At 73.1% G+C, this 21,721-nt stretch carries 24 protein-coding genes and 1 pseudogene; 16 read left to right on the plus strand and 9 right to left on the minus strand.

Annotation, left to right across the window (positions count from 1 at the left end; all coding sequences use genetic code 11):
* The first annotated feature begins 116 nt into the window (after window positions 1-116).
* Together ABGB05_RS33450 and ABGB05_RS33455 are read left to right on the plus strand one after the other, a co-directional pair.
* A complete protein-coding gene (locus ABGB05_RS33450) occupies window positions 117-464 on the plus strand; it encodes a DUF1801 domain-containing protein (RefSeq protein WP_347657962.1) in 348 nt (115 codons plus the stop codon).
* 75 nt (window positions 465-539) lie between these two features.
* On the plus strand, window positions 540-998 hold the full coding sequence (locus tag ABGB05_RS33455; protein WP_347657963.1) for an SAM-dependent methyltransferase: 459 nt from the start codon (window positions 540-542) through the stop codon (window positions 996-998).
* 14 nt (window positions 999-1,012) lie between these two features.
* On the opposite strand, the gene ABGB05_RS33460 is transcribed toward ABGB05_RS33455, so the two are convergent.
* The 5 genes and pseudogenes from ABGB05_RS33460 to ABGB05_RS33480 form a co-directional block, all read right to left on the minus strand.
* Window positions 1,013-1,240: a hypothetical protein gene (locus ABGB05_RS33460; protein WP_347657964.1), complete on the minus strand. Its 228-nt coding sequence runs from the start codon at window positions 1,238-1,240 to the stop codon at window positions 1,013-1,015.
* 191 nt (window positions 1,241-1,431) lie between these two features.
* Window positions 1,432-1,947 (minus strand): annotated as a pseudogene (locus tag ABGB05_RS33465) (pyruvate formate lyase family protein); the annotation flags it as partial.
* A complete protein-coding gene (locus tag ABGB05_RS33470; RefSeq protein WP_347657965.1) occupies window positions 1,890-2,573 on the minus strand; it encodes a universal stress protein in 684 nt (227 codons plus the stop codon). The gene ABGB05_RS33470 and the pseudogene ABGB05_RS33465, both read right to left, overlap by 58 nt.
* A 66-nt stretch (window positions 2,574-2,639) precedes the next feature.
* On the minus strand, window positions 2,640-2,762 hold the full coding sequence (locus ABGB05_RS33475) for a hypothetical protein (protein ID WP_347657966.1): 123 nt from the start codon (window positions 2,760-2,762) through the stop codon (window positions 2,640-2,642).
* A 49-nt stretch (window positions 2,763-2,811) separates the two neighbouring features.
* Window positions 2,812-3,711, minus strand: coding sequence for a universal stress protein (locus ABGB05_RS33480; RefSeq protein WP_347657967.1), 900 nt, complete (start codon window positions 3,709-3,711; stop codon window positions 2,812-2,814).
* A gap of 191 nt (window positions 3,712-3,902) precedes the next feature.
* Here ABGB05_RS33480 and ABGB05_RS33485 point away from each other — a divergent pair, with 191 nt between their 5' ends.
* Entirely contained in the window at window positions 3,903-4,427 is a 525-nt protein-coding gene (locus ABGB05_RS33485; RefSeq protein ID WP_347657968.1) for a CBS domain-containing protein, read from the plus strand.
* 168 nt (window positions 4,428-4,595) lie between these two features.
* Window positions 4,596-5,495 carry a universal stress protein gene (locus tag ABGB05_RS33490; protein ID WP_347657969.1) on the plus strand — a complete coding sequence of 300 codons (900 nt, stop codon included), beginning with the start codon at window positions 4,596-4,598 and terminating at the stop codon, window positions 5,493-5,495.
* A 116-nt stretch (window positions 5,496-5,611) separates the two neighbouring features.
* Here ABGB05_RS33490 and ABGB05_RS33495 read toward each other — a convergent pair whose 3' ends face one another.
* A complete protein-coding gene (locus ABGB05_RS33495; protein WP_347657970.1) occupies window positions 5,612-6,988 on the minus strand; it encodes a glycoside hydrolase family 6 protein in 1,377 nt (458 codons plus the stop codon).
* An 80-nt stretch (window positions 6,989-7,068) separates the two neighbouring features.
* Window positions 7,069-8,805 carry a DEAD/DEAH box helicase gene (locus ABGB05_RS33500; RefSeq protein WP_347657971.1) on the minus strand — a complete coding sequence of 579 codons (1,737 nt, stop codon included), beginning with the start codon at window positions 8,803-8,805 and terminating at the stop codon, window positions 7,069-7,071.
* Window positions 8,806-8,954: 149 nt separating this feature from the next.
* Here ABGB05_RS33500 and ABGB05_RS33505 point away from each other — a divergent pair, with 149 nt between their 5' ends.
* The 10 genes from ABGB05_RS33505 (at window position 8,955) to ABGB05_RS33550 (ending at window position 17,939) form a co-directional block, all read left to right on the plus strand.
* Complete coding sequence (locus ABGB05_RS33505) at window positions 8,955-9,716, plus strand: DeoR/GlpR family DNA-binding transcription regulator (protein ID WP_347657972.1); 762 nt, start codon at window positions 8,955-8,957, stop codon at window positions 9,714-9,716.
* Window positions 9,713-10,657 carry a 1-phosphofructokinase gene (pfkB, locus tag ABGB05_RS33510; RefSeq protein ID WP_347657973.1) on the plus strand — a complete coding sequence of 315 codons (945 nt, stop codon included), beginning with the start codon at window positions 9,713-9,715 and terminating at the stop codon, window positions 10,655-10,657. The genes ABGB05_RS33505 and pfkB overlap by 4 nt, the downstream gene beginning before the upstream one ends.
* 127 nt (window positions 10,658-10,784) lie before the next feature.
* Window positions 10,785-12,008: a PTS mannitol transporter subunit IICB gene (locus tag ABGB05_RS33515; protein WP_347657974.1), complete on the plus strand. Its 1,224-nt coding sequence runs from the start codon at window positions 10,785-10,787 to the stop codon at window positions 12,006-12,008.
* 41 nt (window positions 12,009-12,049) lie between these two features.
* Complete coding sequence (locus ABGB05_RS33520) at window positions 12,050-12,358, plus strand: PTS lactose transporter subunit IIB (protein WP_347657975.1); 309 nt, start codon at window positions 12,050-12,052, stop codon at window positions 12,356-12,358.
* A complete protein-coding gene (locus ABGB05_RS33525; protein WP_347657976.1) occupies window positions 12,351-12,803 on the plus strand; it encodes a PTS sugar transporter subunit IIA in 453 nt (150 codons plus the stop codon). The genes ABGB05_RS33520 and ABGB05_RS33525 overlap by 8 nt, the downstream gene beginning before the upstream one ends.
* Window positions 12,800-13,840, plus strand: a complete 1,041-nt coding sequence (locus tag ABGB05_RS33530) for a zinc-dependent dehydrogenase (RefSeq protein WP_347657977.1) — start codon at window positions 12,800-12,802, stop codon at window positions 13,838-13,840. The genes ABGB05_RS33525 and ABGB05_RS33530 overlap by 4 nt, the downstream gene beginning before the upstream one ends.
* 11 nt (window positions 13,841-13,851) lie before the next feature.
* Window positions 13,852-14,136 carry an HPr family phosphocarrier protein gene (locus ABGB05_RS33535; protein WP_347657978.1) on the plus strand — a complete coding sequence of 95 codons (285 nt, stop codon included), beginning with the start codon at window positions 13,852-13,854 and terminating at the stop codon, window positions 14,134-14,136.
* On the plus strand, window positions 14,129-15,904 hold the full coding sequence (gene ptsP / locus ABGB05_RS33540; protein WP_347657979.1) for a phosphoenolpyruvate--protein phosphotransferase: 1,776 nt from the start codon (window positions 14,129-14,131) through the stop codon (window positions 15,902-15,904). Before ABGB05_RS33535 ends, ptsP begins: the two co-directional genes overlap by 8 nt.
* Before the next feature lie 218 nt (window positions 15,905-16,122).
* Complete coding sequence (locus tag ABGB05_RS33545; protein WP_347657980.1) at window positions 16,123-16,989, plus strand: SDR family oxidoreductase; 867 nt, start codon at window positions 16,123-16,125, stop codon at window positions 16,987-16,989.
* 104 nt (window positions 16,990-17,093) lie between these two features.
* Window positions 17,094-17,939 carry an SRPBCC domain-containing protein gene (locus ABGB05_RS33550; RefSeq protein WP_347657981.1) on the plus strand — a complete coding sequence of 282 codons (846 nt, stop codon included), beginning with the start codon at window positions 17,094-17,096 and terminating at the stop codon, window positions 17,937-17,939.
* Between the two features lie 56 nt (window positions 17,940-17,995).
* Here ABGB05_RS33550 and ABGB05_RS33555 read toward each other — a convergent pair whose 3' ends face one another.
* Entirely contained in the window at window positions 17,996-19,201 is a 1,206-nt protein-coding gene (locus tag ABGB05_RS33555; RefSeq protein ID WP_347657982.1) for an esterase-like activity of phytase family protein, read from the minus strand.
* 304 nt (window positions 19,202-19,505) lie between these two features.
* Between ABGB05_RS33555 and ABGB05_RS33560 the strand changes: the two genes are divergently transcribed.
* Window positions 19,506-20,423, plus strand: coding sequence for a pentapeptide repeat-containing protein (locus ABGB05_RS33560; protein WP_347657987.1), 918 nt, complete (start codon window positions 19,506-19,508; stop codon window positions 20,421-20,423).
* 47 nt (window positions 20,424-20,470) lie between these two features.
* Here ABGB05_RS33560 and ABGB05_RS33565 read toward each other — a convergent pair whose 3' ends face one another.
* Window positions 20,471-20,773, minus strand: coding sequence for a helix-turn-helix transcriptional regulator (locus ABGB05_RS33565; RefSeq protein ID WP_347657983.1), 303 nt, complete (start codon window positions 20,771-20,773; stop codon window positions 20,471-20,473).
* A 65-nt stretch (window positions 20,774-20,838) separates the two neighbouring features.
* On the opposite strand from ABGB05_RS33565, the gene map reads away from it, so the two are divergent.
* The gene (gene map, locus ABGB05_RS33570) at window positions 20,839-21,615 is read left to right on the plus strand and encodes a type I methionyl aminopeptidase (protein WP_347657984.1); all 777 of its coding nucleotides are present in this window, start codon (window positions 20,839-20,841) and stop codon (window positions 21,613-21,615) included.
* The last annotated feature ends 106 nt before the right edge of the window (window positions 21,616-21,721 follow it).

Here is a 21,721-nt window from a genome sequence, read left to right on the forward strand (position 1 = left end):
TCCGCCCGCCGAGGTGCCGGCAGGGTCGCCCGCCCGGGTCGGACCGTAAGGGAACGGTAAGGCGCGCCGGGCAGGCTGGACCCACGCAGCCAGCGCACTGTCGAAGGGACCTACCGATGACCGACACCAGCATCGACGACTACCTCCGCACCCTCTCGCCGGAGCACCAGGAGATTGTGGCGGTGCTCCGGGATCTGATGGCGGAGTCCGCTCCCGAGGCACGGGAGGTGATCAGCAGTGGCTCGCTCGCCTGGCGGGGAAACCGGATCGTGGCGATCATCAGCCGGAGCAAGACCCACCTCACCTTCGCCTTTTCCCGAGGGGCCGAGTTCATCGACGGACACGGCCTGCTGGAGGGTGTCGGCAAGACCACCCGGCATGTCAAGATCCGGCGGCGGGAGGCGGTGCGGCCGGAGGCGCTGCGCGAGTACGTCGAGCAGGCGCTGACCCTGGACCGTTCCTGAGCACGACACGCCGGGTCGGGTGGCCGACCCGGCGACGAGGACCGAGGCGGAGATGGCATGTCAGGTGAGGCGGAGATGACATACCGGGTGGAACCGGTCGGCCGGGTCGTCGGCGGCCGGGCCGAGGCGTACGAGGACAACTGGCACGACGAGCAGGCGGTGATCCGGATCGCCGACCACCTGCCCGACGACGCCACCCTCGGCCTGACGGACTTCTCCCACCTCGAGGTGGTGTTCCTCTTCGACCGGATCGATCCGGCCCGGGTCAACCCGGCCGCCCGGCACGTCCGGGGCGAATCCCGCTACCCGGTGGTCGGCATCTTCGCCTCCCGGGGCCCGAACCGGCCCAACCGGCTCGGCGTCTCCCGCTGCCGCCTGCTCAGGGTGGACGGCCGGGACCTGCACGTGGCCGACCTCGACGCCCTGGACGGCACCCCGGTGCTGGACATCAAGCCGTACCTGCGGGAGTTCGCCCCGCGTGTCCCGGTCGCCCAGCCCGCCTGGGCCGACGAGTTGATGCGGCAGTACTACTGAACGACGGCGGGCGGTCAGGTCGCCACCAGTCCGTGCTCCCGGAACCGGTCCCGGACCCGCTCCACCTGCTCCGGCGTCGGCGGCTCCGTGTCGGCGAGCGGGAACGGGATGCCGAGTTCGCGGTACTTGCCGGCGCCGAGCCGGTGGAACGGCAGCACGTCGACCCGATCCACCGTGGACAGGCCCGCGACGAGGTCGGCCACTCCGGCCACGTTGGCCGGGTCGTCGGTCAGGCCGGGCACGAGGCACGTACCGGATCCACATCCGGGTGCCGCGGGCCGCCAGCCGGCGGGCGAACCGCACCGTCGGCCCCACGTCGCCGGTCCGGGTCACCCGGCGGTACGTCGCCGGATCCCACGACTTGACGTCCAGCAGCACCAGGTCGGTCGCGTCGAGCAGGTCGTCGCCGGTCGTCGAGGCCGGCCTTGATCGCCTTCCGCTCCTCGATCAGCCGGTCCACGCCGTAGAGCGCCACCCGCCGGTAGTCGCCGATGATCCGGCCCCGGCCGTACGCGTCGGGCAGCCCCGTGATCACGTGCGAGCGCCGCGCGGCGAGCACGTCCGTCGGATAGGCGTCGAAGACGGCGGCGTTGTGGGTCTTGCGGTAGCTGGTGAAGATCCGCTGCACCTCGGGGCCCAGCGGATAGCCGTACGCGGCGAGCCCGTTCTCCACCATCCGCAGCCCGCCGGCCGGCATGATCGCCCGGCGCAGCGGCGCGTCGGTCTGCAGGCCCACGATGAGTTCCCGGTCCCGGTCGATCCAGCCCGGGGGGTGTGAGGTGATCGTCGACGGGGTGTGCGGGTCGACGTCGTAGATGCCGAGCCGTCGCTCCTCGACCATCATCTCCCGCAGCCGTTCCCAGATCGCCAGGGTCCGGGGCGTCGGGCCGGTCAGGAAGGCGGCGTCCCCGTGGTACGGCGTGACGTTGTCCCGCACGAACGTCGCCACGTCGATCCTGTTCCGCCAGGCGGTGCCGTGGAACCCACGCCATTCGGGCCGGCTTGTCGTCGTGCCGGTGGTTGGCGCCATGGCTCCTCCTTCGGTCGCGTTTCCAGCCTCCCGCCGGCGGGAGGCTCGGGGCAGGGCCGAAGGACCCGGCCGCGGGTGCCGTTCGGCGAGGCGGTCGCGGCGTCGCCGACGTGGGCGGCCGTCACCGACACCACGGCCGGGCCGCGCCGGGTCGAGCCGGCGAGCCGGCGGGCGACGGTGACGGCGACCGATTCCGGCGCGGGGCCGACGCCCGGATCGCCGCCGACCACCACCAGGTCGGCGAGGGCACCCGCGTGGCACAACGCGGCGACCGGGTCGCCGAGGACGATCTCCCTGGCGACGACGCGTATCCGGACCGGTCCGGCGGTGGCGGCCTCGATCGCGGTGCGTTGCATCCGGTCCAGTCGTTCCCGGGCCCGGGCCAGGTGGCCGGTGGCCCGGTCCCGGTCCCGGGCGGCGTCCGGCCAGGCGGTCACCACCAGCAGCCCGGCGCCGTGCCGGGCCGCGACCCGGGCCGCCCAGGCGAGGGCGGCCCGCGCCGACGCCGAACCGTCCAGTCCGACCGCGATCCGCTGCCGGGCCATCGTTCCTCCACAAGGTCGGGCGGGTACGTCCGGTACGGCGTCGCCGTGCCGGACGTACCCGGTGGTTCAGTGGCGATCCAGCCGGGCCAGTTGGCCGCGGAGCCGGTCCTGCATCAGGTCCACCGCCTCCACCAGCGTCGGCGCCTCGGCCCGGGCGTGTACGTCTGTGCCGTTGACGTCGACGTGCACCCGGGCGCTCGCGGTGTGTGGTGCGCTGCGCGGTGCCGACCGGACCGGGTCAGCCGACCTGCGCCGGATCGGTGTCCGACGGCATCTCCCGGACGACCGCGACGGGGCAGCGGCTGTGGTGCAGCACCTGCTGGCTGACCGAGCCGAGCAGCAGGCCCCGGAAACCGCCACGTCCCCGGGAACCGACGACCACCAGGTCCGCGGCGCGGCTGGCGTTGACCAGGGCCCGGCTGGGCGCGTCGGCGACCACCTCGGCGACCACCTCCACCTGGGGGTACTTCTGTCGCCAGTCGACCAGCAGGTCGTCGAGGGCGGCCCGTTCGGCGGCGGTGATCTCGGCCGGGTTGTAGTTGAACGGGATGTACTGCGGCGGTGGCGGGGTCCAGGCGCGGATCACCCGGAGTCGGACGTCCCGCTCGACGGCCCGGTCGAAGGCGTAGCCGAGAGCCAGCAGCGAACAGGGCGAGCCGTCGATTCCGACCACCACGTCGGTCCGGGGATCCGCCGGATCCGTCATCGCCTCGCGGACCACCACCACCGGGCAGTGGGCGTGCGCCGAGACGGCGACGCTGGTCGAGCCGAGCAGCAGGTCGGTGAAACCGCCGTGGCCACGGTTGCCGAGCACCAGCAGGGCGGCCTGGCGGGAGCGTTCGGTGAGCGCGACGGACGCCGGCCCGTCGAGCAGCACCCCGGTGACGATCACTCCGGGGTGGGCCTCCGCCGCCTCCACCGCCGCGGTCTGGACCAGCACCTCGGCGTCCCGTCGGGCGGTCGGGTCAGGCCAGGTGGCGACCTCGGGGGACACCGCCGCGGCGACCGCGAACCATTCGAAGGCGTACGCCAGCAGCAGCGGACGCCGGGTACGGGCGGCCTCGTCGAGTGCCCAGTCGAGTGCGGTCCGGGCGGACGGCGAGCCGTCGTAGCCGACGACGATCGGTCGGGTGGTCATCAGAGTCTCCTTCGCGCGTCGGGCTTCGGACGCCTCCAGGTAACGCCTGACCCGGCCTGTCCGGACAGGGCCTTCCGGCCCGGAGGCTCGCGCCACAGGTCCTCCGACCCGGGTGCCGACCGGCCCTGCCGCCGGGACCGGCGTCGGCCATACCGTCGGACCAGGGGCGCGACGAGGACCTGCTGCACAAGGTGGAGTTGCTCGGCCAGCCCGGCGAGCAGCACCCGTTCCGGCGACTGGCCCGGCGTACCGGCCGGCGTAAGGGTGCGGCGGGCGCGGCGGCGGAGCTGATGACAGCGCCGGCGGTGGCCACCACCTCGGGCACCACCCTGGCCGCCGCCGAACTGATGGAGCGTGAGCAGGTCAGGCGATTGCCGGTGGTCGACGGACTCGGCCGGGTCGTCGGCATCGTGACCCGTGGCGACCTGCTGAAGGTCTTTCTGCGCCCGGACGCCGACATCCGGCACGACGTGGTGCACGGGGTGCTGCGCCGCGTGCTCGCGGTGGAGCCGGCCCAGGTCGGGGTCGAGGTACGCGACGGTGTGGTCACCCTGACCGGCCGGTTGGATCGGCGCAGTTCGGTAGAGATCGCCGGGCGGCTGGCCGCCCGGGTCGGCGGCGTCGTCGAGGTGCACAACGACCTGGGCTACGACTTCGACGACCAGGACCTGCCCGACGCCCGGCCGTGGCCGAGCCAGCCGATCGGCGTGGCCTGAAACGGCGTGTCGGATGCGCGGGGCGCGCCGGCCGCAGGCCCGGGCGGGAGGGCCCCGGCCGGCGCGGCTTCCGGCGGCGACAGCCCGGCCGGCACGTGACCTCCGGTGCCGTTTCACCGTTTGACCCATGACTCCCGCGCACGTCACCCACCGACCGGAGGGCCGATCATGACCAGCACGTCACCCCCCGGCGTTGTCGTCGGGGTCGACGGCTCGGCGGAGAGTCTGCGTGCCCTGGACTGGGCCGCCGAGGAGGCCCGGCTGCGCGGCCGGCCGCTACGGGTCGTGCACGCGTTCATCTGGCCGATGCTGCACGTCCCGTTGGGTCCGGCGCCGATGGCCCCGCCCGACGCCGGCCTGCGTCAGCAGGCCGAGCGGATTCTCGACGGTGCCGCCGACCGGGCCCGTCGGGTCGCGCCCGGCCTGGCGGTCTCCACCGAACTGCCGGAAGGCGCGCCGGCGCCGGCGCTGATCGAGGCGTCCCACGGCGCCGAACTCGTGGTCGTCGGCAGTCGTGGCCTCGGCGGCTTCGCCGGCCTGCTGCTCGGTTCGGTCGGTGTCCAGGTCACCGCCCACGCCGCCGGCCCGGTTGTGGTCGTCCGGGGTGAGGCCCACGAGTCGTCCGCCGCCGTCGTCGTCCCCGGCGAGGTGCTGGTCGGCGTGGACGGCTCCGAGCTGTCGGCGCTCGCGGTCGGGTTCGCCTTCGAGTACGCCCACCGGCACGCGCTCGGCGTCGCGGCGGTGCATGTCGCCCGCCCGGGACGGCCGGGTGGCGGGAACGGCCGGGCCGCGTCCGGCCCGGCCGGCGGCGATCCGGCCGCGTCCGAGGCCCGGCTGTTGACCGACGCGCTCGCCGGATGGGGCGAGAAGTATCCGAACGTGTTGACCCGCAGTGCGACCGTCTCGGGACGACCGGCCGAGGTACTGGTCCAGCAGGCGGCCGGCGCCGAACTCGTGGTGGTCGGCGCCCGAGGCCGGGGTGGCTTCGCCGGCCTGCTGCTGGGCTCGGTCAGCCAGGCCGTCCTGCAGCACGCGCCGACTCCGGTCGCCGTCGTCCGGGCGTCGTGAGCCCTCGCGCCGGCGGACACACACCCGGCCGAGGTCGGCTACCGTAAATGCGGGCCAGTGCTCTGCCCTTCAGGGCGGGAGTGGAGGCCCGCGCGGGAGGGCCGCCCAAGAGGATGTCAAGGCAGGGGTGGCCAGGCGTTCGCCAGCAGCTGCCGGAGGTGCGCCGGGAACCACTGTCCGGACGGCGGGGCGTTGCCGAGCGCGCCGGTGCGGACGTACGGCGCGGCGGACGGCCGGTACCACGGGTCGCACATCGGCTCGTACGGCCGGTTGGCGCCGAGCACGTCGCTGGCACCGTCGGACTCACCGGGCGGCTTCGCCCAGACGTACGCGTCGATGCCGGCGGCCGGGGCGGCGACCGGGCGGGCCCCGATTCCGGCGCCGGTCTGGTTGCACCAGTTGCCGTCCCAGCCGCGCCGGTCGGTCCGGCTGGTCTCGACGTACTCCTCGACGGTGGTCCGGGGGCCGGGGCCGGTGGGTCGGCCGGCGCCGCCCCAGCCGTTGCGGGAGGTGTCGACCAGGAAGCCGATGCCGTTCGGGAACCCGGCGCCGACCAGGTACGGGCGCAGTTGCTGCGCGTACGGCAGTTCGTCGACGAAGGCCTTGCCGTCGACCCACCGCGTCCCGGTCACCGGTTCCCCGTTGACCACGTCGCCGACCTGGAAGAACGGCTCGGTCAGCGGCGCGTAGCCGGCGGTGTTGACGACGAAGCCGTGCACGTTCGCGAGGGTGCCGCCGCCGGCGCGGGCGGCGGCGGAGTAGAGCGGGGCGATCGGGGCCAGGTCGGCCGGTCGACCGAGCTTCCCGTGCTCCCCGAGGTCGAGGTACGGGTAGACGTTGGCGATCGGGCCGAGCCGGGCCAGGGCGTACCCGATCCCGTTCAGGTAGCTGCCGGCGGCCCGGACTTCGTCGCAACCGGCGGTCGCGGCGGGCCGGGGCGAGGTGTGGGTGATCAGGTTGGGCAGCGAGTTCGGTTCGACGACAACCACGATCCGCAGGCCTGCGTAGGCCGGGTCGGCGAGGATCTCGGCGATCGGGTCGACGAATTCGGTCCGGTACCGGTCGAGTTCGGCCACGGTCAGCTCGCCCTGGCTGACCCGGCGGTCGCAGTCCCGGCCGGGCAGGTTGTAGAGGACGAGTTGGACGAGGTCGGCATCCTGCCCGAGGGCCGCACCGAGGTGGGCCCGTAGTCCCATGGTCGCGCCGGTGCCGTCGATCGCGGTGATCCGGTCCAGCCAGACCGCGGTGGGCTGGTGTGCGACCGCGGCGCCGAGCGGCTCGGTGGCGGCGCGTGCCGACCACTCCGGGTTCACGTACACCCTGGCTCCGAGGTAGGGGTTGTCCAGCCGGACCGACGTCGGGGCGGCGGCCCGGGCGGGCCCGGCGACCGTGGTGGTGACGAGTGCCAGGACCGCCAGGGCGGTCAGCGGGCGGCGCGGCCGGAACCGCCGGAACAGTCGCGGCGGCCGGGGGCGGGGCAGTGGCGGGGCCATCGGGACACCTCCGTGCAGCACATCAACGATTGTCGATGTTCCATGCTACCTTCGCCGCGCCCCCGGACGCCGGCCCGATGTCACTGGTCCCGGCTGTCCTCCCGGTCCCGGCGTACCGTCGCCCGGCGGCCCTTGATGGTGCTCTGCCGCAGCTTCGCGATCACCTCGGCCGCGGCCGCGTTCGGAACCTCGACCAGGGAGAACCGGTCCGCGATCTCGATCGCCCCGATCTCCCGGCCACTGACCTGGGTCTCGCCGGTGATCGCGCCGACCAGGTCCTGCGGTCGGATCCCGGCCCGTCGGCCCACCCCGATGAAGAGACAGGTCATGCCGCCGGGCCGGGGACGGCCGCCACGCCGGTCGTCCCGCCCGCCGTCGCGTCCGCCGTCCCGGCGGCCCCGGCCGTCCCGCTCGACACGGAATCCGACCTGCGGGATGTCCTCCTCGTCGACGCTGCCGCCGGTGGTCTCGTGGGCCAGTTTCACCGCCGCGAGCGCCACCTCCATCACGTCGAACTCGTCGGTGAGGGTCTCCACGATCACCCGGTACGGGTCGAGGTCGTCCTCCAACAGGCTCTCGTGCAGCGCGGCCCGGGTCATCTCCAGCCGGCGGGTCCGCAGGTCCGCCACGGTCGGGACCTTGTCGATCGAGATGCGTTGCCCGGTGGTCCGCTCGATGGTCTTCAGCATCCGGTGTTCCCGGGGTTCGGCCAGGGTGATCGCCACCCCCTGCCGGCCGGCCCGGCCGACCCGGCCGATTCGGTGCACGTACGACTCCGGTGCCGACGGCACGTCGTAGTTGACCACGTGGGTGAGTTGCTCGATGTCCAGCCCCCGGGCGGCCACGTCGGTCGCCACCAGCAGGTCCGCCGTACCGGCCCGCAGCCGCCCCATCACCCGGTCCCGCTGCTCCTGCGTCATGCCACCGTGCAGCGCCTCGGCCCGGTAGCCGCGACCGTTCATCGTCTCGGTGAGCCGGTCGACCTCCTCCCGGCTGCGACAGAAGACGATCGCCGCGGTCGGTGACTCGACGTCGAGGACCCGGCCGAGTGCGGCCGCCTTGTGGGCGCGGGCGACGACGTACGCGATCTGCCGGACCAGCGGGCCGGCGCCGGACGGGGCCGGCTGCCGGGCGATCTCGATCCGCACCGGCTCGCGCAGGTGCTGTCGGGCCAGCCCGTCGATCCGGCTGGGCATGGTGGCCGAGAAGAGCACCGTCTGCCGCTGCTCCGGTACGTGCTGCAGGATCGCCTCGATGTCCTCGGCGAAGCCCATGTCGAGCATCTCGTCCGCCTCGTCCAGCACCACGGTGGCGAGCCGGCCGAGTCGCAACGTGCCCCGGGCGATGTGGTCCAGCGCCCGGCCCGGGGTCGCCACCACCACGTCGACCCCGCCGTCGAGGACCCGCAGTTGCCGGGCGATCGGCTGCCCACCGTAGATCGGCAGCACCCGGATCCCCAGGTCCCGGCCGTAGCGGTGGATCGCCTCGGAAACCTGTACGGCCAGTTCGCGGGTCGGCACCAGGATCAGCGCCACCGGATCTCCGGAGCGGTCCGCCGGCATCCGCTGCAGTAGCGGCAGCGCGAACGCGGCCGTCTTGCCGGTTCCGGTGGCCGCCTGCCCGAGCAGGTCGCGCCCGGCGAGCAGCGGTGGGATCGCCTCCCGCTGGATCGCCGTCGGCTCCTCGTAGCCCAGCGCGCTCAGCGCCTCCAGCAGTTCGGTCCGCAGGCCGAGGTCGGCGAAGGTGACGGGGCCGTCGTCGGCGTCGTTCGGGCTCGGGTCGACCGGTGGGGCGGCTGGTGCGTTGTCGGAACTCATGCCCTCAAGCTTTTCACCACACCGGACCGGCGCATGCGGCGACCGGCGACCGGAGGCGGATGACCGTTCTGGGGCGGCAGGATGTTGACTTACCACAGAAACGGGCGTAAACAGAAGGCAAGCAAAAACGATCGGGCAGGAGAACGCAGATGTACGCCGAGGAACGTCAGCAGGAGATCCTGCGCCGGGCCCGGGAGGCGGGCCGGGTCGACGTCATGGCGCTGGCCGACAGCCTCCACGTCACCGCGGAGACGATCCGCCGCGACCTGACCGTGCTGGAACGGGCCGGCGTGCTGCGCCGGGTGCACGGCGGCGCGATCCCGGTGGAACGGATCGGGTTCGAGCCGGCGCTCGCCGCCCGGGACGCCGTACTCGTCGACGAGAAGGAACGGATCGCCAAGGCGGCCCTGGCCGAACTGCCGGCGGAGGGAGCGGTCATCCTCGACGCCGGCACCACCACCGCCCGGCTCGCCCAGCTGCTGCCCGCCGACCGGGAACTGACCGTGGTGGTCAACTCCCCGGTCCTCGCCGCCGGGCTGGGGCTCAAGCCCAACCTCACCGTGCTGCTCCTCGGCGGCCGGGTACGCGGCAAGACCCTGGCCACCGTGGACGACTGGGCACTGCGCCCCCTCGCCGGGCTCTACGTCGACGTCGCCTTCATGGGCACCAACGGGTGCTCGATCGAGCGCGGGATGACCACCCCGGACCCGGCCGAGGCGGCGGTCAAACGGGCGATGATCGGGGCGGCCCGCCGGGTGGTGCTGCTCGCCGACCACACGAAGATCGGCAACGACTACCTGGCCCGGTTCGGTTCCCTCGACGACCTCGACCTGCTGATCACCGACAGCGGCCTGGACCAGGAACTCGCCGAGGACGTCGAGGCGACCGGCGTACGGGTGGTCCGCGCATGATCCTCACCGTCACCCTCAACCCCAGCCTCGACCGGGCGATGGAGATCGGGGCGCTGACCCGGGGTGCGGTCATCCGGGCCACCTCCACCCACCTCGACCCGGGCGGCAAGGGCGTCAACGTCTCCCGGGCACTGCTGGCCAACGGCGTACCGTCCCGCGCCGTGCTGCCCGTCGGCGGTGCCGAGGGCGCCCAGCTCGTCCACCTGCTGCGGGCCGAGGACGTTGACCTGATCGGGGTGCCGATCGCCGGTCGTACCCGGTCGAACATCACCCTCGCCGAGCCGGACGGCACGGTGACCAAGGTCAACGAGTCGGGTCCGGTGCTCACCGGGGCCGAGTTCGCCGCGGTCACCAAGGCGGTACTGGCCGTGGCCGACTCGGCCGACTGGGTGGTGGCCTGCGGCAGCGTGCCACCGGGCCTGCCGGTGTCGGCGTTCGGCGCACTCTGCGCCCGCCTCGTCGCCGCCGGGGTACGGCTCGCCGTCGACACCAGCGGGCCGGCCCTGCGGGCCGCCGCCGAGGCGGGCGTGGCACTGGTCAAACCCAACCGGGAGGAACTCGCGGAGGCGGTCGGCACCCCGCTGGACTCGCTCGGCGACGTGGTCGACGCCGCCGCCCGACTGCGGGACTGGGGCGCCGGCGCGGTGCTGGCCAGCCTCGGCGCCGACGGCGCGGTGCTGGTCGACGCCGACGGCGTGGTGGTCGGCGAGTCGCCGGTCGCCCAGCCGAAGAGCACCGTGGGAGCCGGCGACGCCCTGCTGGCCGGCTTCCTGGCCGCCGGCGCCCGGGGAGCTGCCGCCCTCGCCGAGGGTCTCGCCTGGGGCGCGGCGGCGGTCAGCCTCCCCGGCAGTCGGATGCCCGGGCCGGCCGACCTGGACCGAGACACCGTCCGACTGCACCCCCGACCGGACCTGGTCCGACCGCTGCTGCCGCAGGGCTGACCGGCCATGTCCGCCACCGATTCCCGTCCCACTCCCACGTTCGAGAGCGCCGCCGCGACGCACGGACAGACCGACGACCCCCACCGCGTTCGGTAACGCGGGTCATCCCTCGCGAAGGAGTCCCCCCATGGCCGTGTCATACACACCGGAGGTCCAGGGCGCCGGCTTCAAGGCCCAGGTCCAGCGGATCGGCGGGCACCTGGCCGGAATGGTCATGCCCAACATCGGCGCGTTCATCGCCTGGGGCCTGATCACCGCGCTGTTCATCCCCACCGGCTGGCTGCCGAACAAGCACCTGGCCGCACTCGTCGACCCGATGATCTTCAGCCTGCTGCCGATCCTGATCGGCTACACCGGCGGCCGGATCGTGCACGGCCAGCGCGGCGCCGTCGTCGGCGCGGTGGCCACGGTCGGCATCATCGTCGGCGCCGACATCCCGATGTTCCTCGGCGCCATGGCCATCGGCCCACTGACGGCGTACCTGCTCAAACTCTTCGACAACCTGGTCCAGGACCGGATCCGACCCGGCTTCGAGATGCTTGTCGACAACTTCTCCGCCGGGATCATCGGCGGTGGCATGGCCCTGGTCGGCGTCTGGGTGGTCGGCCCGGTGGTCGGCCGGCTCAGCGACTGGGCGGGCAGCGGGGTGGACTGGCTGATCGGGCACAACCTGCTGCCGGTCGCCTCGGTGCTGGTCGAGCCGGCCAAGGTGCTGTTCCTGAACAACGCGATCAACCACGGCGTACTGTCGCCGCTGGCGGTCGCCCAGGCGCAGGAGACCGGCCGGTCCGTCCTGTTCATGATCGAGTCGAATCCGGGACCTGGCCTCGGCCTGCTGCTCGCGTTCCTCCTCTTCGGACCACGGTCGCTGCGGCCGAGTGTGCCGGCCGCCGGCGTCATCCACTTCCTCGGCGGCATCCACGAGATCTACTTCCCGTACGTGCTGATGAAGCCGCGGCTGATCCTGGCGATGATCGCCGGCGGCGCCGCCGGCGTCGGCACCTTCATGGTCACCGGGGCCGGACTGGTCGCCACCCCGTCGCCCGGCAGCATCTTCGCCTACGCGGCGGTCACCCCGAGAGGTGGCTGGTTCGGCATGGCGCTCGGGATCCTGATCGCCACCGGGGTGTCGTTCGTGGTCGCCGCCGCGCTGCTCGGCTTCGGCCGGCGCAACGGCGACCGGGCCGAAGCCGTCGTCGCGGCCGGGTCGACGGACAGCCCGGACGGCACGGCCATTGTCGCCCACGCCCCGTCGGCGGACGGCGTCCCGGCGGCCCCGGCCGCAGCGGAGCCGGACGCGTCAGCCGGTGCCGGACCACGCTCCGGCACGTCGGCCGGGGTCGATCGCTGACCGGCCGACCAGTCCACCCGACCAACCAGAAAGGGACCACCATGGGCAGCATCAACGGTAGGGACATCCACAAGGTCGTGGTCGCCTGCGACGCCGGAATGGGCAGCAGTGTCATGCTCGCCAGCCAACTCCGCCGGCAGCTCAAGAAGTTCTCGGTCACCGTGGAACACACCCCGGTCAACTCCATCCCGGCCGACGCCGACGTAGTGATCACCCACAGCGGACTCGCCGAACGGGCCAGGGCCTCTGCGCCGGACAAGGTCGTCGTACCGTTCCAGGTCTTCCTCGGCGACCCGGCGGTGACCGCGGTGGTCCGGGCGATCGAGAAGGGCGACGAGGTCCGTGGTTGACGCCGACCTGCTCGACCGGCGGGCGATCCGACTGACCGAGACCGCCGCCGACCGGGACACCGCCATCCGACGCTGCGGAGAGGTGCTGGCCGAGACCGGCGCGGTCGACCCGGCGTACGTCGCCGCGATGCTCGCCCGGGAGCGTTCCGTCTCGACGTACGTCGGCGAGGGGGTGGCCATCCCACACGGCACCCTCGCCGGCAAGGAGCTGGTGCACCGGGACGCGCTCGCGGTGCTCCGGTTTCCCGCCCCGGTGGACTGGGGCGGCCAGCCCGTCACCGTCTGCGTGGCGATCGCGGCCCGGGGCGACGGACACGTCGAACTGCTGGCCGCCCTCGCCGAGATCCTGCTCGACCCCGACCGGGCCCGCGCGCTGCGCGAGGCCACCGACCCCGACGAGGTGCTGACGCTGCTCGCGTCGGCGCGGGAGGACAGCACAGCATGAAGGCCGTTCGATTCCACGCCCCCGCCGACGTCCGCATCGAGGACGTCCCGGAGCCGACCCCGGGCCCGGGTGACGTCAAGATCCGGGTACGCAACTGCTCGACCTGCGGCACCGACGTCAAGATCTCCAAGTTCGGGCACCACCACATCCGGCCGCCCCGGGTGATGGGCCACGAGATTGCCGGCGAGGTGGTGCAGACCGGCGCCGAGGTGACCGGCTGGGCACCGGGAGACCGGGTGCAGGTGATCGCCGCGATCCCGTGCGGCACCTGCGCCGAGTGCACGCGTGGCCGGCTGACCGTCTGCCCCAACCAGGAGTCGATGGGTTACCACTACGAGGGCGGGTTCGCGCAGTACCTGGTCGTACCGGCGAAGGTGCTGGCGGTCGACGGACTGAACCGGATCCCGGACGGCGTCGGGTACGCCGAGGCGTCGGTGGCCGAGCCGCTCGCCTGTGTCCTCAACGGGCAGGAACTGGCCCGGGTCGGCACCGGCGACGACGTCGTGGTGGTCGGCTCCGGACCGATCGGCTGCCTGCACGTCCGGCTGGCCCGGGCCCGCGGCGCCGCGCGGGTCTTCCTGGTCGAACTGAACCGGGAACGGCTGGAGATGGCCGCCGCGCTGGTGCACCCGGACGCGGCGATCTGCGCCGCCGAGGTCGACCCGGTCGACGAGATCCTCAAGCTCACCGACGGACGCGGCGCCGACGTGATCATCACGGCGGCGGCCTCGGGAGCGGCCCAGGAGCAGGCCGTGCAGATGGCCGCCCGGCAGGGCCGGATCAGCTTCTTCGGCGGGCTGCCGAAGGACAACCCGGTCGTCTCCGTCGACTCGAACCTGGTGCACTACCGCGAACTGACCATCGTCGGCGCCAACGGCTCCAGCCCCGCGCACAACGCCGAGGCGCTCCGGCTGGTCGCCACCGGCGCGGTGCCGGTCGCCGACCTGATCACCCACCGGCTTCCGCTGGACCAGGCGATCGACGCCTTCGGCGTGGTCGCCCGGGGCGAGGCCATCAAGGTCACCATCGAGCCCTGAAAGGGGGCACCATGGCTACCCGTACGGTCACCATCGGTTCCGCCAGCGGTCTGCACGCCCGGCCGGCGGCGCTGTTCGTCGCGGCCGCCGCCGCGGCCCCGGTCCCGGTGACCATCCGGACCGGCGACAAGCGACCGGTGCCGGCGCACAGCATGCTCTCGGTCCTCTCCCTCGGCGCCCGGCGGGGCACCGAGGTGGTCATCGAGGCCGAGGGCCAGGGCGCCGAGGTCGCCCTGGACACCCTCGCCGACCTGCTGGCCCGAGACCTGGACGCCGAGGAGCCCGCCGATGCCTGACCCGGCCGCGCCGCCCCTGAGCCCGGCCGAGCCGGCCATCGATCCGGCCGCGCCGCCCCTGGCCGAGCCGGCCATCGATCCGACCATCGATCCGGCCATCGGTCCGGCCGGTCCGGTATCCGATCCGGCGGTCCCGGGATCGTTGCGGGGGATCGGGGTCAGTCCGGGGTTGGCCGGCGGCCCGGTGCTCCGGGTCGCCGAGGTGCCGGCGCTGCCCGAACCGACGCCGGTGACCGAGCCGGCCGTCGAGGCCGACCGGGCGGTGGCGGCCCTGGCCGAGGTGGTCGCCGAGCTGACCCGCCGGGCCGACCGGGCCACCGAGCGAACCCTGGTCGACGTGCTCCGGGCCCAGGCCATGATGGCCGACGACCCGGTGCTCCGGGACACCGTCCGGGACCAGGTCGGTGCCGGGCTGGACGCCCCGCACGCCGTCGACGCGGCCTTCGCCGGCCACCGTACGGCGTTCGAGGCGGCCGGCGGCTATCTGGCCGAGCGGGTCGCCGACCTCGACGACCTGCGCAACCGGGCGGTCGCGGTCTGCCTCGGCCGACCGATGCCCGGGGTACCGTCCCCCGGACACCGGTACGTACTCACTGCCCGGGACCTGGCTCCGGCCGACACCGTCGACCTCGACCCGGAGCAGGTCGCCGCACTGGTGACCGAGGAGGGCGGGCCGACCAGCCACACCGCGATCCTGGCCCGGGCGCTCGGGCTGCCGGCGGTGGTCGCCTGTCCGGCCGTACGGGAGCTGTCGGAGGGGACGGTCGTGCTGGTCGACGGCGGCACCGGCGTGGTCCGGGTCGGCGTCGACCCGGCCGAGGTGACCGCCGCCGAAACGGCCGACCGGGCGCGTCTCGCCGAGGCGGTCGAGGTCACCGGCCCGGGGCGTACCGCGGACGGGCGTCCGGTCGCCCTGCTCGGCAACATCGGCTCGGCCCGGGACCTGGCCGCCGTCGCCGGGGCGGAGGGGATCGGGCTGTTCCGCACCGAACTGCTCTTCCTCGACCGGAGCCGGGAACCGGGGCTGGCTGAGCAGGCCGAGGCGTACCGGCGGGTCTTCGCCGAGCTGCCCGGGCGGCGGGTGGTGATCCGTACCCTCGACGCGGGCGCGGACAAGCCGCTGTCGTTCCTGAACCAGCCGGACGAGCCCAATCCGGCGCTCGGCGTACGCGGGTTGCGGCTGGCCCGGCAACGGCCCGAACTGCTGCGTACCCAGCTGGCCGCGATCGCCGAGGCGGCGCGGCGGACCGGGGCGGAGGTCTCGGTGATGGCGCCGATGGTCGCCACCCGGGCCGAGGCGGCCGAGTTCGCCGCCGCGGTGTACGCCGCCGGGCTGCCCCGGGCCGGGGTGATGATCGAGGTGCCGGCCGCCGCGCTACGCGCCGGGCAGCTGTTGGAGGAGGTCGACTTCCTCAGCATCGGCACCAACGACCTGAGCCAGTACACCTTCGCGGCGGACCGGCAGAGCGGGGTCCTGGCCGACCTGCTCGATCCGTGGCAGCCGGCGCTGCTCCGGCTGATCGCCGAGGTCGGCGCGGCCGGCCGGGCGGCGGGCAAGCCGGTCGGGGTCTGCGGTGAGGCAGCGGCCGACCCGCTGCTGGCTCCGGTGCTGGTCGGGCTCGGGGTCACCAGCCTGTCGATGTCGGGTCGGGCACTGCCCCGGGTCCGGGCCGCGCTCGCGCAGCGGTCGTACCCGGACTGCGAACGGCTGGCCCGGCTGGCGTTGTACGCCGACGACCCGGTACGGGCCCGCGAGGCGGTCGCCTGAGCTGTCCGGGCGGTTGTGCGCCGGTCCGGGCGGTGGTGCAGCCCGGACCGGCGGCCGAGTACGCCGTCCGTGACCTGCTCGCCGACTGATCCGCGACCGGGTCGTCCGTGCTCCGGTCAGCCGGCTGACGGTCACGCGTCCTGCTCGCCGGCCGACGGGTGCATCCGGCCGGCGTCACCGGCCGTTTGTCCGGGGCAGACCTCGGGTACCGGCGGGAAATGAACTCTTTCGACGATATGCCCCGACCGTCACCTCAGGAGCAGCCGTATCCGGGCGAGTCGGACGAGATGGCGCCGAGTCCCCGGGACCGGATGGCCGACTACACCGGCCGCGACCTGCTGCGTGGTCGCCGCGCGCTGGTGACCGGCGGCGACTCCGGGATCGGCCGGGCGGTGGCGGTCGCGTTCGCCAAGGAGGGCGCCGACGTGGCGATCGCCTACCTCACCGAACACGAGGACGCCCGGGAGACCGCGAAGCTGGTGGAGGCGGCCGGTCGTCGCTGCGTACTGCTTCCCGGCGACCTGGCCCGGGCGGAGCACTGCCGGGAGGTCGTGACGCAGACCGTGGCGGAGCTGGGTGGCCTGGACCTGCTGGTGAACAACGTCGCCTACCAGCGGACCGCGGACTCGCTGACCGAGATCTCCGAGGAGCAGTGGCAGCACACCTTCGCGGTGAACATCCACAGCTACTACCGGGTGACCAGGGCCGCCCTCGACCACCTGCCGGAGAACTCGGCGATCATCAACACCGCCTCGATAAACGGGCTCAAGGGCAACGACCACCTGATCGACTACTCGGCGACCAAGGGCGCGATCATCGCGTTCACCTACTCGATGGCACAGTCGCTGATCAAGAAGCGGATCCGGGTGAACTGCGTGGCGCCGGGCCCGGTCTGGACTCCACTGATCCCGGCCACCTTCCCCGCCGACAAGGTGCAGGAGTTCGGCCAGCAGGTGCCGATGGGGCGGGCGGCACAGCCGGACGAGATCGCGCCGTCGTACGTCTTCTTCGCCAGTGACCAGCTCTCGTCGTACTACACCGGCGAGGTGCTGGCGCCGATCGGCGGTCTGACCCTGCCCGGCTGACCCCGAGGGCCCGGCGTTGACATGCAACCAGTTGGCTGCCTATTCTGCCCGACAGGCAGCCAACTGGTTGCATGTTTGCGTCAGGGCGGACCGAGGGGGCACGGGTGCACACCGGAAACGAGAGCATGGACGCGGTCTTCCGGGCACTCGGCGACGCCACCCGACGGCAACTGCTCGACGACCTCAACGCCCGTAACGGGCAGAGCCTGCGTGAACTCTGCGCCGGCAGGGCGTCGACCCGGCAGTCCGTGAGCAAGCACCTGGCCGTGTTGGAGGCGGCGAACCTGATCACCACGCGGTGGCGTGGCCGGGAGAAGTTGCACTACCTCAACGCGGAGCCGATCAACGCCATCGCCGACCGCTGGATCCAGCGGTACGAGCGCGGGCGGGTCACCGCCCTCGCCGACCTCAAACGAGCATTGGAGCAGACGCCCATGGACACCCGCGAATTCGTCCACACGAGCTTCATCCGGACCACCCCGGAACGCCTCTGGCAGGCGTTGACCGATCCCGCGTTCACCACGCGGTACTGGGGGGTGACCTTCGAATCCGACTGGCAGGTCGGTTCACCGGTGGTCTGGGTGCTGCCGAACGGCGCGCGGATCGCCGACCCGGCCCAGGTGGTCCTCGAGTCCGAACCGCACCGGCTGCTCTCCTACACCTGGCACAGCTTCACGCCCGAGTTCGCCGCGGCGTACGAGATGGATCCGGCCGAGGTCGCCAAACTGGCCGAGGAGCCGCGGACCCGGATCCGGTTCGAGATCGAGCCGCGTGGCGAGGTGGTCCGGCTGACCGTCGTACACGAGGGCTTCGCGCCCGACAGCGCGTTGCTCGACAGCGTCGGCGGCGGTTGGTCCGAACTGCTCTCCAGCCTGAAGACGCTGCTCGAGACCGGCGAGCCGCTGCCGGCCGCCGAGCCCGAGCCGCAGCCGGCCGGACAGGGCGGCTGAGACAGCGCAGCGGCGGTGACGCGGAAGCAGGCGCCACCGCCGCTGCGGTCGGCGGGTCAGCGGCGGTCCAGGATCCGCTTGTCCGCGTCGAGGCCACGGTCCAACCTCAGCACGATGAACTCGTTGTTGTCCGCCACGCCCGGCGTACGACCGGCCGAGGATGGGAAGTTGTTGTCGTTGAGCACCGCGATGGTGCGGTCGTCGAGGACGACCACGTCCTCGATGGTCTGGAACGGGAACGTGAACCGCCGCTCGAAGCCGCCGATCCGCTTCGGGTTGCTGATGTCCATCAGGTCGGCCACCAGGGTCTTGTCCAGTTGGCCGTCCCGGTTCCGGTCCCGCCGGTCGGCGAGGTAGATCTTCTTCGTCACCGCCGTGGCGCCCTCGCCGTTGTCCCGCTCGATGACCAGGAAACGGTCCCGGTCGACGGCGATGGCGTCACCGATCGCGTTGCCCGGCGCGTCCAACTGGTACGTCCAGCGCCGACCCGTGTACGCCCCCCTGGTCAGGTCGAACTCGTTGAACCGCAACGCACCGGCCGGGTCACCGGCGACCGTCCCTTCCAGCAGCGGGTAGAGGAAGCGGCCGTCGGGGGACTGCGCCATGCCCTCGAAGCCCTTGCTGCTGTTCAGGTTGGCCGGCGTCGTACCCCGGTCCGGGTTCTCCGGTGCGAACACCCCGGGCAGCGGCACCGGTGCGTCCAGCAGCCGGCCGGCCCGGTCGAAGTGCAGCAGGTACGGGCCGAACTCGTCACCGATCCAGTACGTCCCGTCCGCCGTACGCGTGATCGACTCGACGTCGAAGTCGGCGCCGGTCAGCACCCGGTCCGGCCGGGTCAGCGGGAACGGTACGCGGCCGTTCGGGTCGGTGAGGTTGAGCCCGCCCACCACGTCGATCCGGCCGGTACCGAAGTCCGGCGCGACCCGCTGGATACGTAGCAGGAAGTCCGCGCTGTTCGCCTTGTTGCCGAACCCGTTGTCGGAGAGCACGTCGAACGTGCCGTCGCTGTTGCGCAGGACGCCGCTGAAGCCCTGGACCGGCTGGTCGGCGAAGGGGGCGGCGATCCCGTTGACCGGCGCGGTGCCGAGCAGCGACCCGGCCGGTTCGCTCCCCGGCACGTAGGTCTCGGCCGGCAGCACGGCGAACTTCACCAGTTCGGCGCGCCCCCAGTCACCCCGGTTCGCGGCCGACGCCGCGGCCGGCAGGGTGACCGCCAGGGCGGCGACCGCGGCGCCGACACCGACCCGCTTGAAAACTCCCATCGTTCCTCATCTCGTCAGGGTGGAGAATCGATCGGACGGTAGAGGTCGGGGATGAATGCGGGTTGGCCGGTAGAAGTGGATCACCCGAATCTTTCCGCCCTGGGCCGCGTGGTCGTCCGGCCGGTACCCTTTGTCCCAGCTCAGCCCGCCCACCGGGGGCGGCGGGGAACGGGGGAGCGGCATCGTGAGCGCGGAGAACGCGGCAACCGCCGGGTGCGGCGAAACCGGCGTCCCGGTCAACCTGCGCCTGGGCCGGAGCGGTGACCAGCCCGACCAGCCCGACCCGGCCGACGGTCGGGCCGGGCTGCGGGCCGACTGCGCCCGCTGCGCCGGGCTCTGCTGCGTGGTGCCCGCCTTCGCCGCCTCGGCCGACTTCGCCATCGACAAGCCCGCTGGCCGGGCCTGCCCCAATCTCGGCGACGACTTCGGGTGCGGCATCCACACGCAGCTGCGGGACCGGGGTTTCGCCGGATGTACCGTCTTCGACTGCCTCGGAGCCGGGCAGCAGGTCACCCAGGTGACCTTCGGCGGACGCAACTGGCGGGACGAGCCGGCGCTCGCCGGACCGATGTTCGCGGTCTTCCCGGTCATGCGGCACCTGCACGAGTTGCTCTACTACCTGACCGAGGCGCTGGCCCTGACCGGGGCGCTGCCGCCCGGTGACGGCCTGGCGGACGAACTCGGGAGGGCCCGGGACCAGATCGTGGCCCTCACCCGGGGCGGGCCGGACCTCCTGGTCGCCGTCGACGTCGACGACCACCGCCGGTACGTCAACCCCCTGCTGGTCCGGACCAGTGAACTCGTCCGCGGCGGCGCTGGTCGGTCCGGCCCCGACCGACGGGGCGCCGACCTGATCGGAGCCGACCTGCGCCGGGTCGACCTGCGCGGCGGCAACCTGCGTGGGGCGTACCTGATCGGGGCGGACCTGCGCGGCGCGAACCTGCACCTGGCCGACCTGACCGGGGCGGACCTGCGCGGCGCCGACCTGCGCGGCGCCGACCTGACCGGAAGCATCTTCCTGAGCCAGTCCCAGCTCGACGCGGCCCGGGGCGATGCCCGCACCGGCCTGCCGCCGGCGCTGACCCGCCCGACACACTGGTCGGCCGCTGCCGCGCAGGCGTCAACCCGGTCCGCCGCGACCCGGTCCGGTACGGCGTCACGGACGCGCGGTGGGAAACCGGCCAGCCACGGCACCCCGGGCCGGAAGCGTCGTCACCGGTAGCGGCACGGTGGCCAGCGGTGTCGCGGGGCAGATGGTGGATCCGGTGCTCAGGAGGCCAACCGCTGCGCCGGGTTGTGGCCCGACGCGGCGAAGTCGACCCGGCCCTCCGGTCGGTTGATCTCCGACCACACCGCGTCGAGGGAGAGGCCGAGGACGTCGGCGATCGCCGCGATGGTCGGGAAGGCCGGGGTGGCGACCCGACCGGACTCGATCTTCCGAAGGGTCTCCGGTGAGACGCCCGCGGCCAGCGCGGTGCCGAGCATCGAACGCTCCCCCCGGGCGCGGCGCAGGAGGGCGCCGAGGCGCTGCCCGCGCTCGACCTCGGCGGCGGTGAGCGGCAACCTGACCATGACGCCGATTGTAGTACCGGGATAATATGGCCGGGATATTTATTGGCCGACCGAGTGGGCGTCGCATGATCGAGATCCTGAACCCGAGCGAACTACCCCGAGCCAGGGCGGCGGGCGCCCTGGTCGCCGACATCCTGCAGACGCTGAGGACCCGCTGCGGGGTGGGCACCAACCTCCTGGACATCGACCGTTGGGCCCAGTCGATGATCATCAAGGCCGGGGCGCAGTCCTGTTACGTCGACTACGAGCCGTCCTTCGGACGTGGGCCGTTCGGCCACTACATCTGCACCTCGGTCAACGACGCCGTACTCCACGGCCGGCCCCACGACTACGCACTCGCCGACGGCGACCTGCTGACGCTCGACCTCGCCGTCGCCAAGGGTGGCGTTGTCGCCGACTCCGCCGTCAGCTTCATCGTGGGCGACGCGCGCCCGGCGGAGAGCGTCGCGCTGATCAACGCGACCGAGCGCGCGTTGCGGGCCGGGATCGCCGCGGCCGGGCCGGGGGCCCGGACCGGCGACATCTCCCACGCCATCGGCACGGTCCTCCGCGAGGCGGGATATTCGGTCAACACCGAGTTCGGCGGTCACGGCGTCGGATCGACGATGCACCAGGACCCGCACATCTCGAACACCGGTCAGCCCGGTCGCGGCTACCGGCTGCGCCCCGGGTTGCTGCTGGCGCTGGAGCCGTGGGTCATGGCGGACACCGCCAAGCTCGTCACCGACGCCGACGGCTGGACCCTGCGGAGCGCGACCGGCTGCCGGACCGCGCACAGTGAGCACACGATCGCCATCACCGACGAGGGAGCCGAGATCCTCACCGTGCCGACAGCGGCGTGACCAGGGGGCGGCGGAATCGCCGCCCCCTGCGGTTCACCGCCCGACGCCGCCGGGGACGGGCGGCCGCGCGGCACCGTCCCGGCACCGGACACCGCCGGGACGGTGC

The sequence above is a fragment of the Plantactinospora sp. B5E13 genome (assembly GCF_039871775.1).
In the GTDB taxonomy this organism is placed as follows: Bacteria; Actinomycetota; Actinomycetes; order Mycobacteriales; family Micromonosporaceae; genus Plantactinospora.

Excerpts from the sequence above, each read along its gene's own strand:
- ABGB05_RS33455 (WP_347657963.1), top strand. The coding sequence starts at position 540 with ATGACATACCGGGTGGAACCGGTCGGCCGGGTCGTCGGCGGCCGGGCC.
- ABGB05_RS33480 (WP_347657967.1), bottom strand. The coding sequence starts at position 3,711 with ATGACCACCCGACCGATCGTCGTCGGCTACGACGGCTCGCCGTCCGCC.
- ABGB05_RS33500 (WP_347657971.1), bottom strand. The coding sequence starts at position 8,805 with ATGAGTTCCGACAACGCACCAGCCGCCCCACCGGTCGACCCGAGCCCG.
- pfkB (WP_347657973.1), top strand. The coding sequence starts at position 9,713 with ATGATCCTCACCGTCACCCTCAACCCCAGCCTCGACCGGGCGATGGAG.
- ABGB05_RS33505 (WP_347657972.1), top strand. The coding sequence starts at position 8,955 with ATGTACGCCGAGGAACGTCAGCAGGAGATCCTGCGCCGGGCCCGGGAG.
- ABGB05_RS33520 (WP_347657975.1), top strand. The coding sequence starts at position 12,050 with ATGGGCAGCATCAACGGTAGGGACATCCACAAGGTCGTGGTCGCCTGC.
- ABGB05_RS33450 (WP_347657962.1), top strand. The coding sequence starts at position 117 with ATGACCGACACCAGCATCGACGACTACCTCCGCACCCTCTCGCCGGAG.
- ABGB05_RS33490 (WP_347657969.1), top strand. The coding sequence starts at position 4,596 with ATGACCAGCACGTCACCCCCCGGCGTTGTCGTCGGGGTCGACGGCTCG.
- ABGB05_RS33545 (WP_347657980.1), top strand. The coding sequence starts at position 16,123 with ATGAACTCTTTCGACGATATGCCCCGACCGTCACCTCAGGAGCAGCCG.
- ABGB05_RS33515 (WP_347657974.1), top strand. The coding sequence starts at position 10,785 with ATGGCCGTGTCATACACACCGGAGGTCCAGGGCGCCGGCTTCAAGGCC.
- ABGB05_RS33535 (WP_347657978.1), top strand. The coding sequence starts at position 13,852 with ATGGCTACCCGTACGGTCACCATCGGTTCCGCCAGCGGTCTGCACGCC.
- ABGB05_RS33495 (WP_347657970.1), bottom strand. The coding sequence starts at position 6,988 with ATGGCCCCGCCACTGCCCCGCCCCCGGCCGCCGCGACTGTTCCGGCGG.
- ABGB05_RS33555 (WP_347657982.1), bottom strand. The coding sequence starts at position 19,201 with ATGGGAGTTTTCAAGCGGGTCGGTGTCGGCGCCGCGGTCGCCGCCCTG.
- ptsP (WP_347657979.1), top strand. The coding sequence starts at position 14,129 with ATGCCTGACCCGGCCGCGCCGCCCCTGAGCCCGGCCGAGCCGGCCATC.
- ABGB05_RS33530 (WP_347657977.1), top strand. The coding sequence starts at position 12,800 with ATGAAGGCCGTTCGATTCCACGCCCCCGCCGACGTCCGCATCGAGGAC.
- ABGB05_RS33565 (WP_347657983.1), bottom strand. The coding sequence starts at position 20,773 with ATGGTCAGGTTGCCGCTCACCGCCGCCGAGGTCGAGCGCGGGCAGCGC.
- ABGB05_RS33470 (WP_347657965.1), bottom strand. The coding sequence starts at position 2,573 with ATGGCCCGGCAGCGGATCGCGGTCGGACTGGACGGTTCGGCGTCGGCG.
- map (WP_347657984.1), top strand. The coding sequence starts at position 20,839 with ATGATCGAGATCCTGAACCCGAGCGAACTACCCCGAGCCAGGGCGGCG.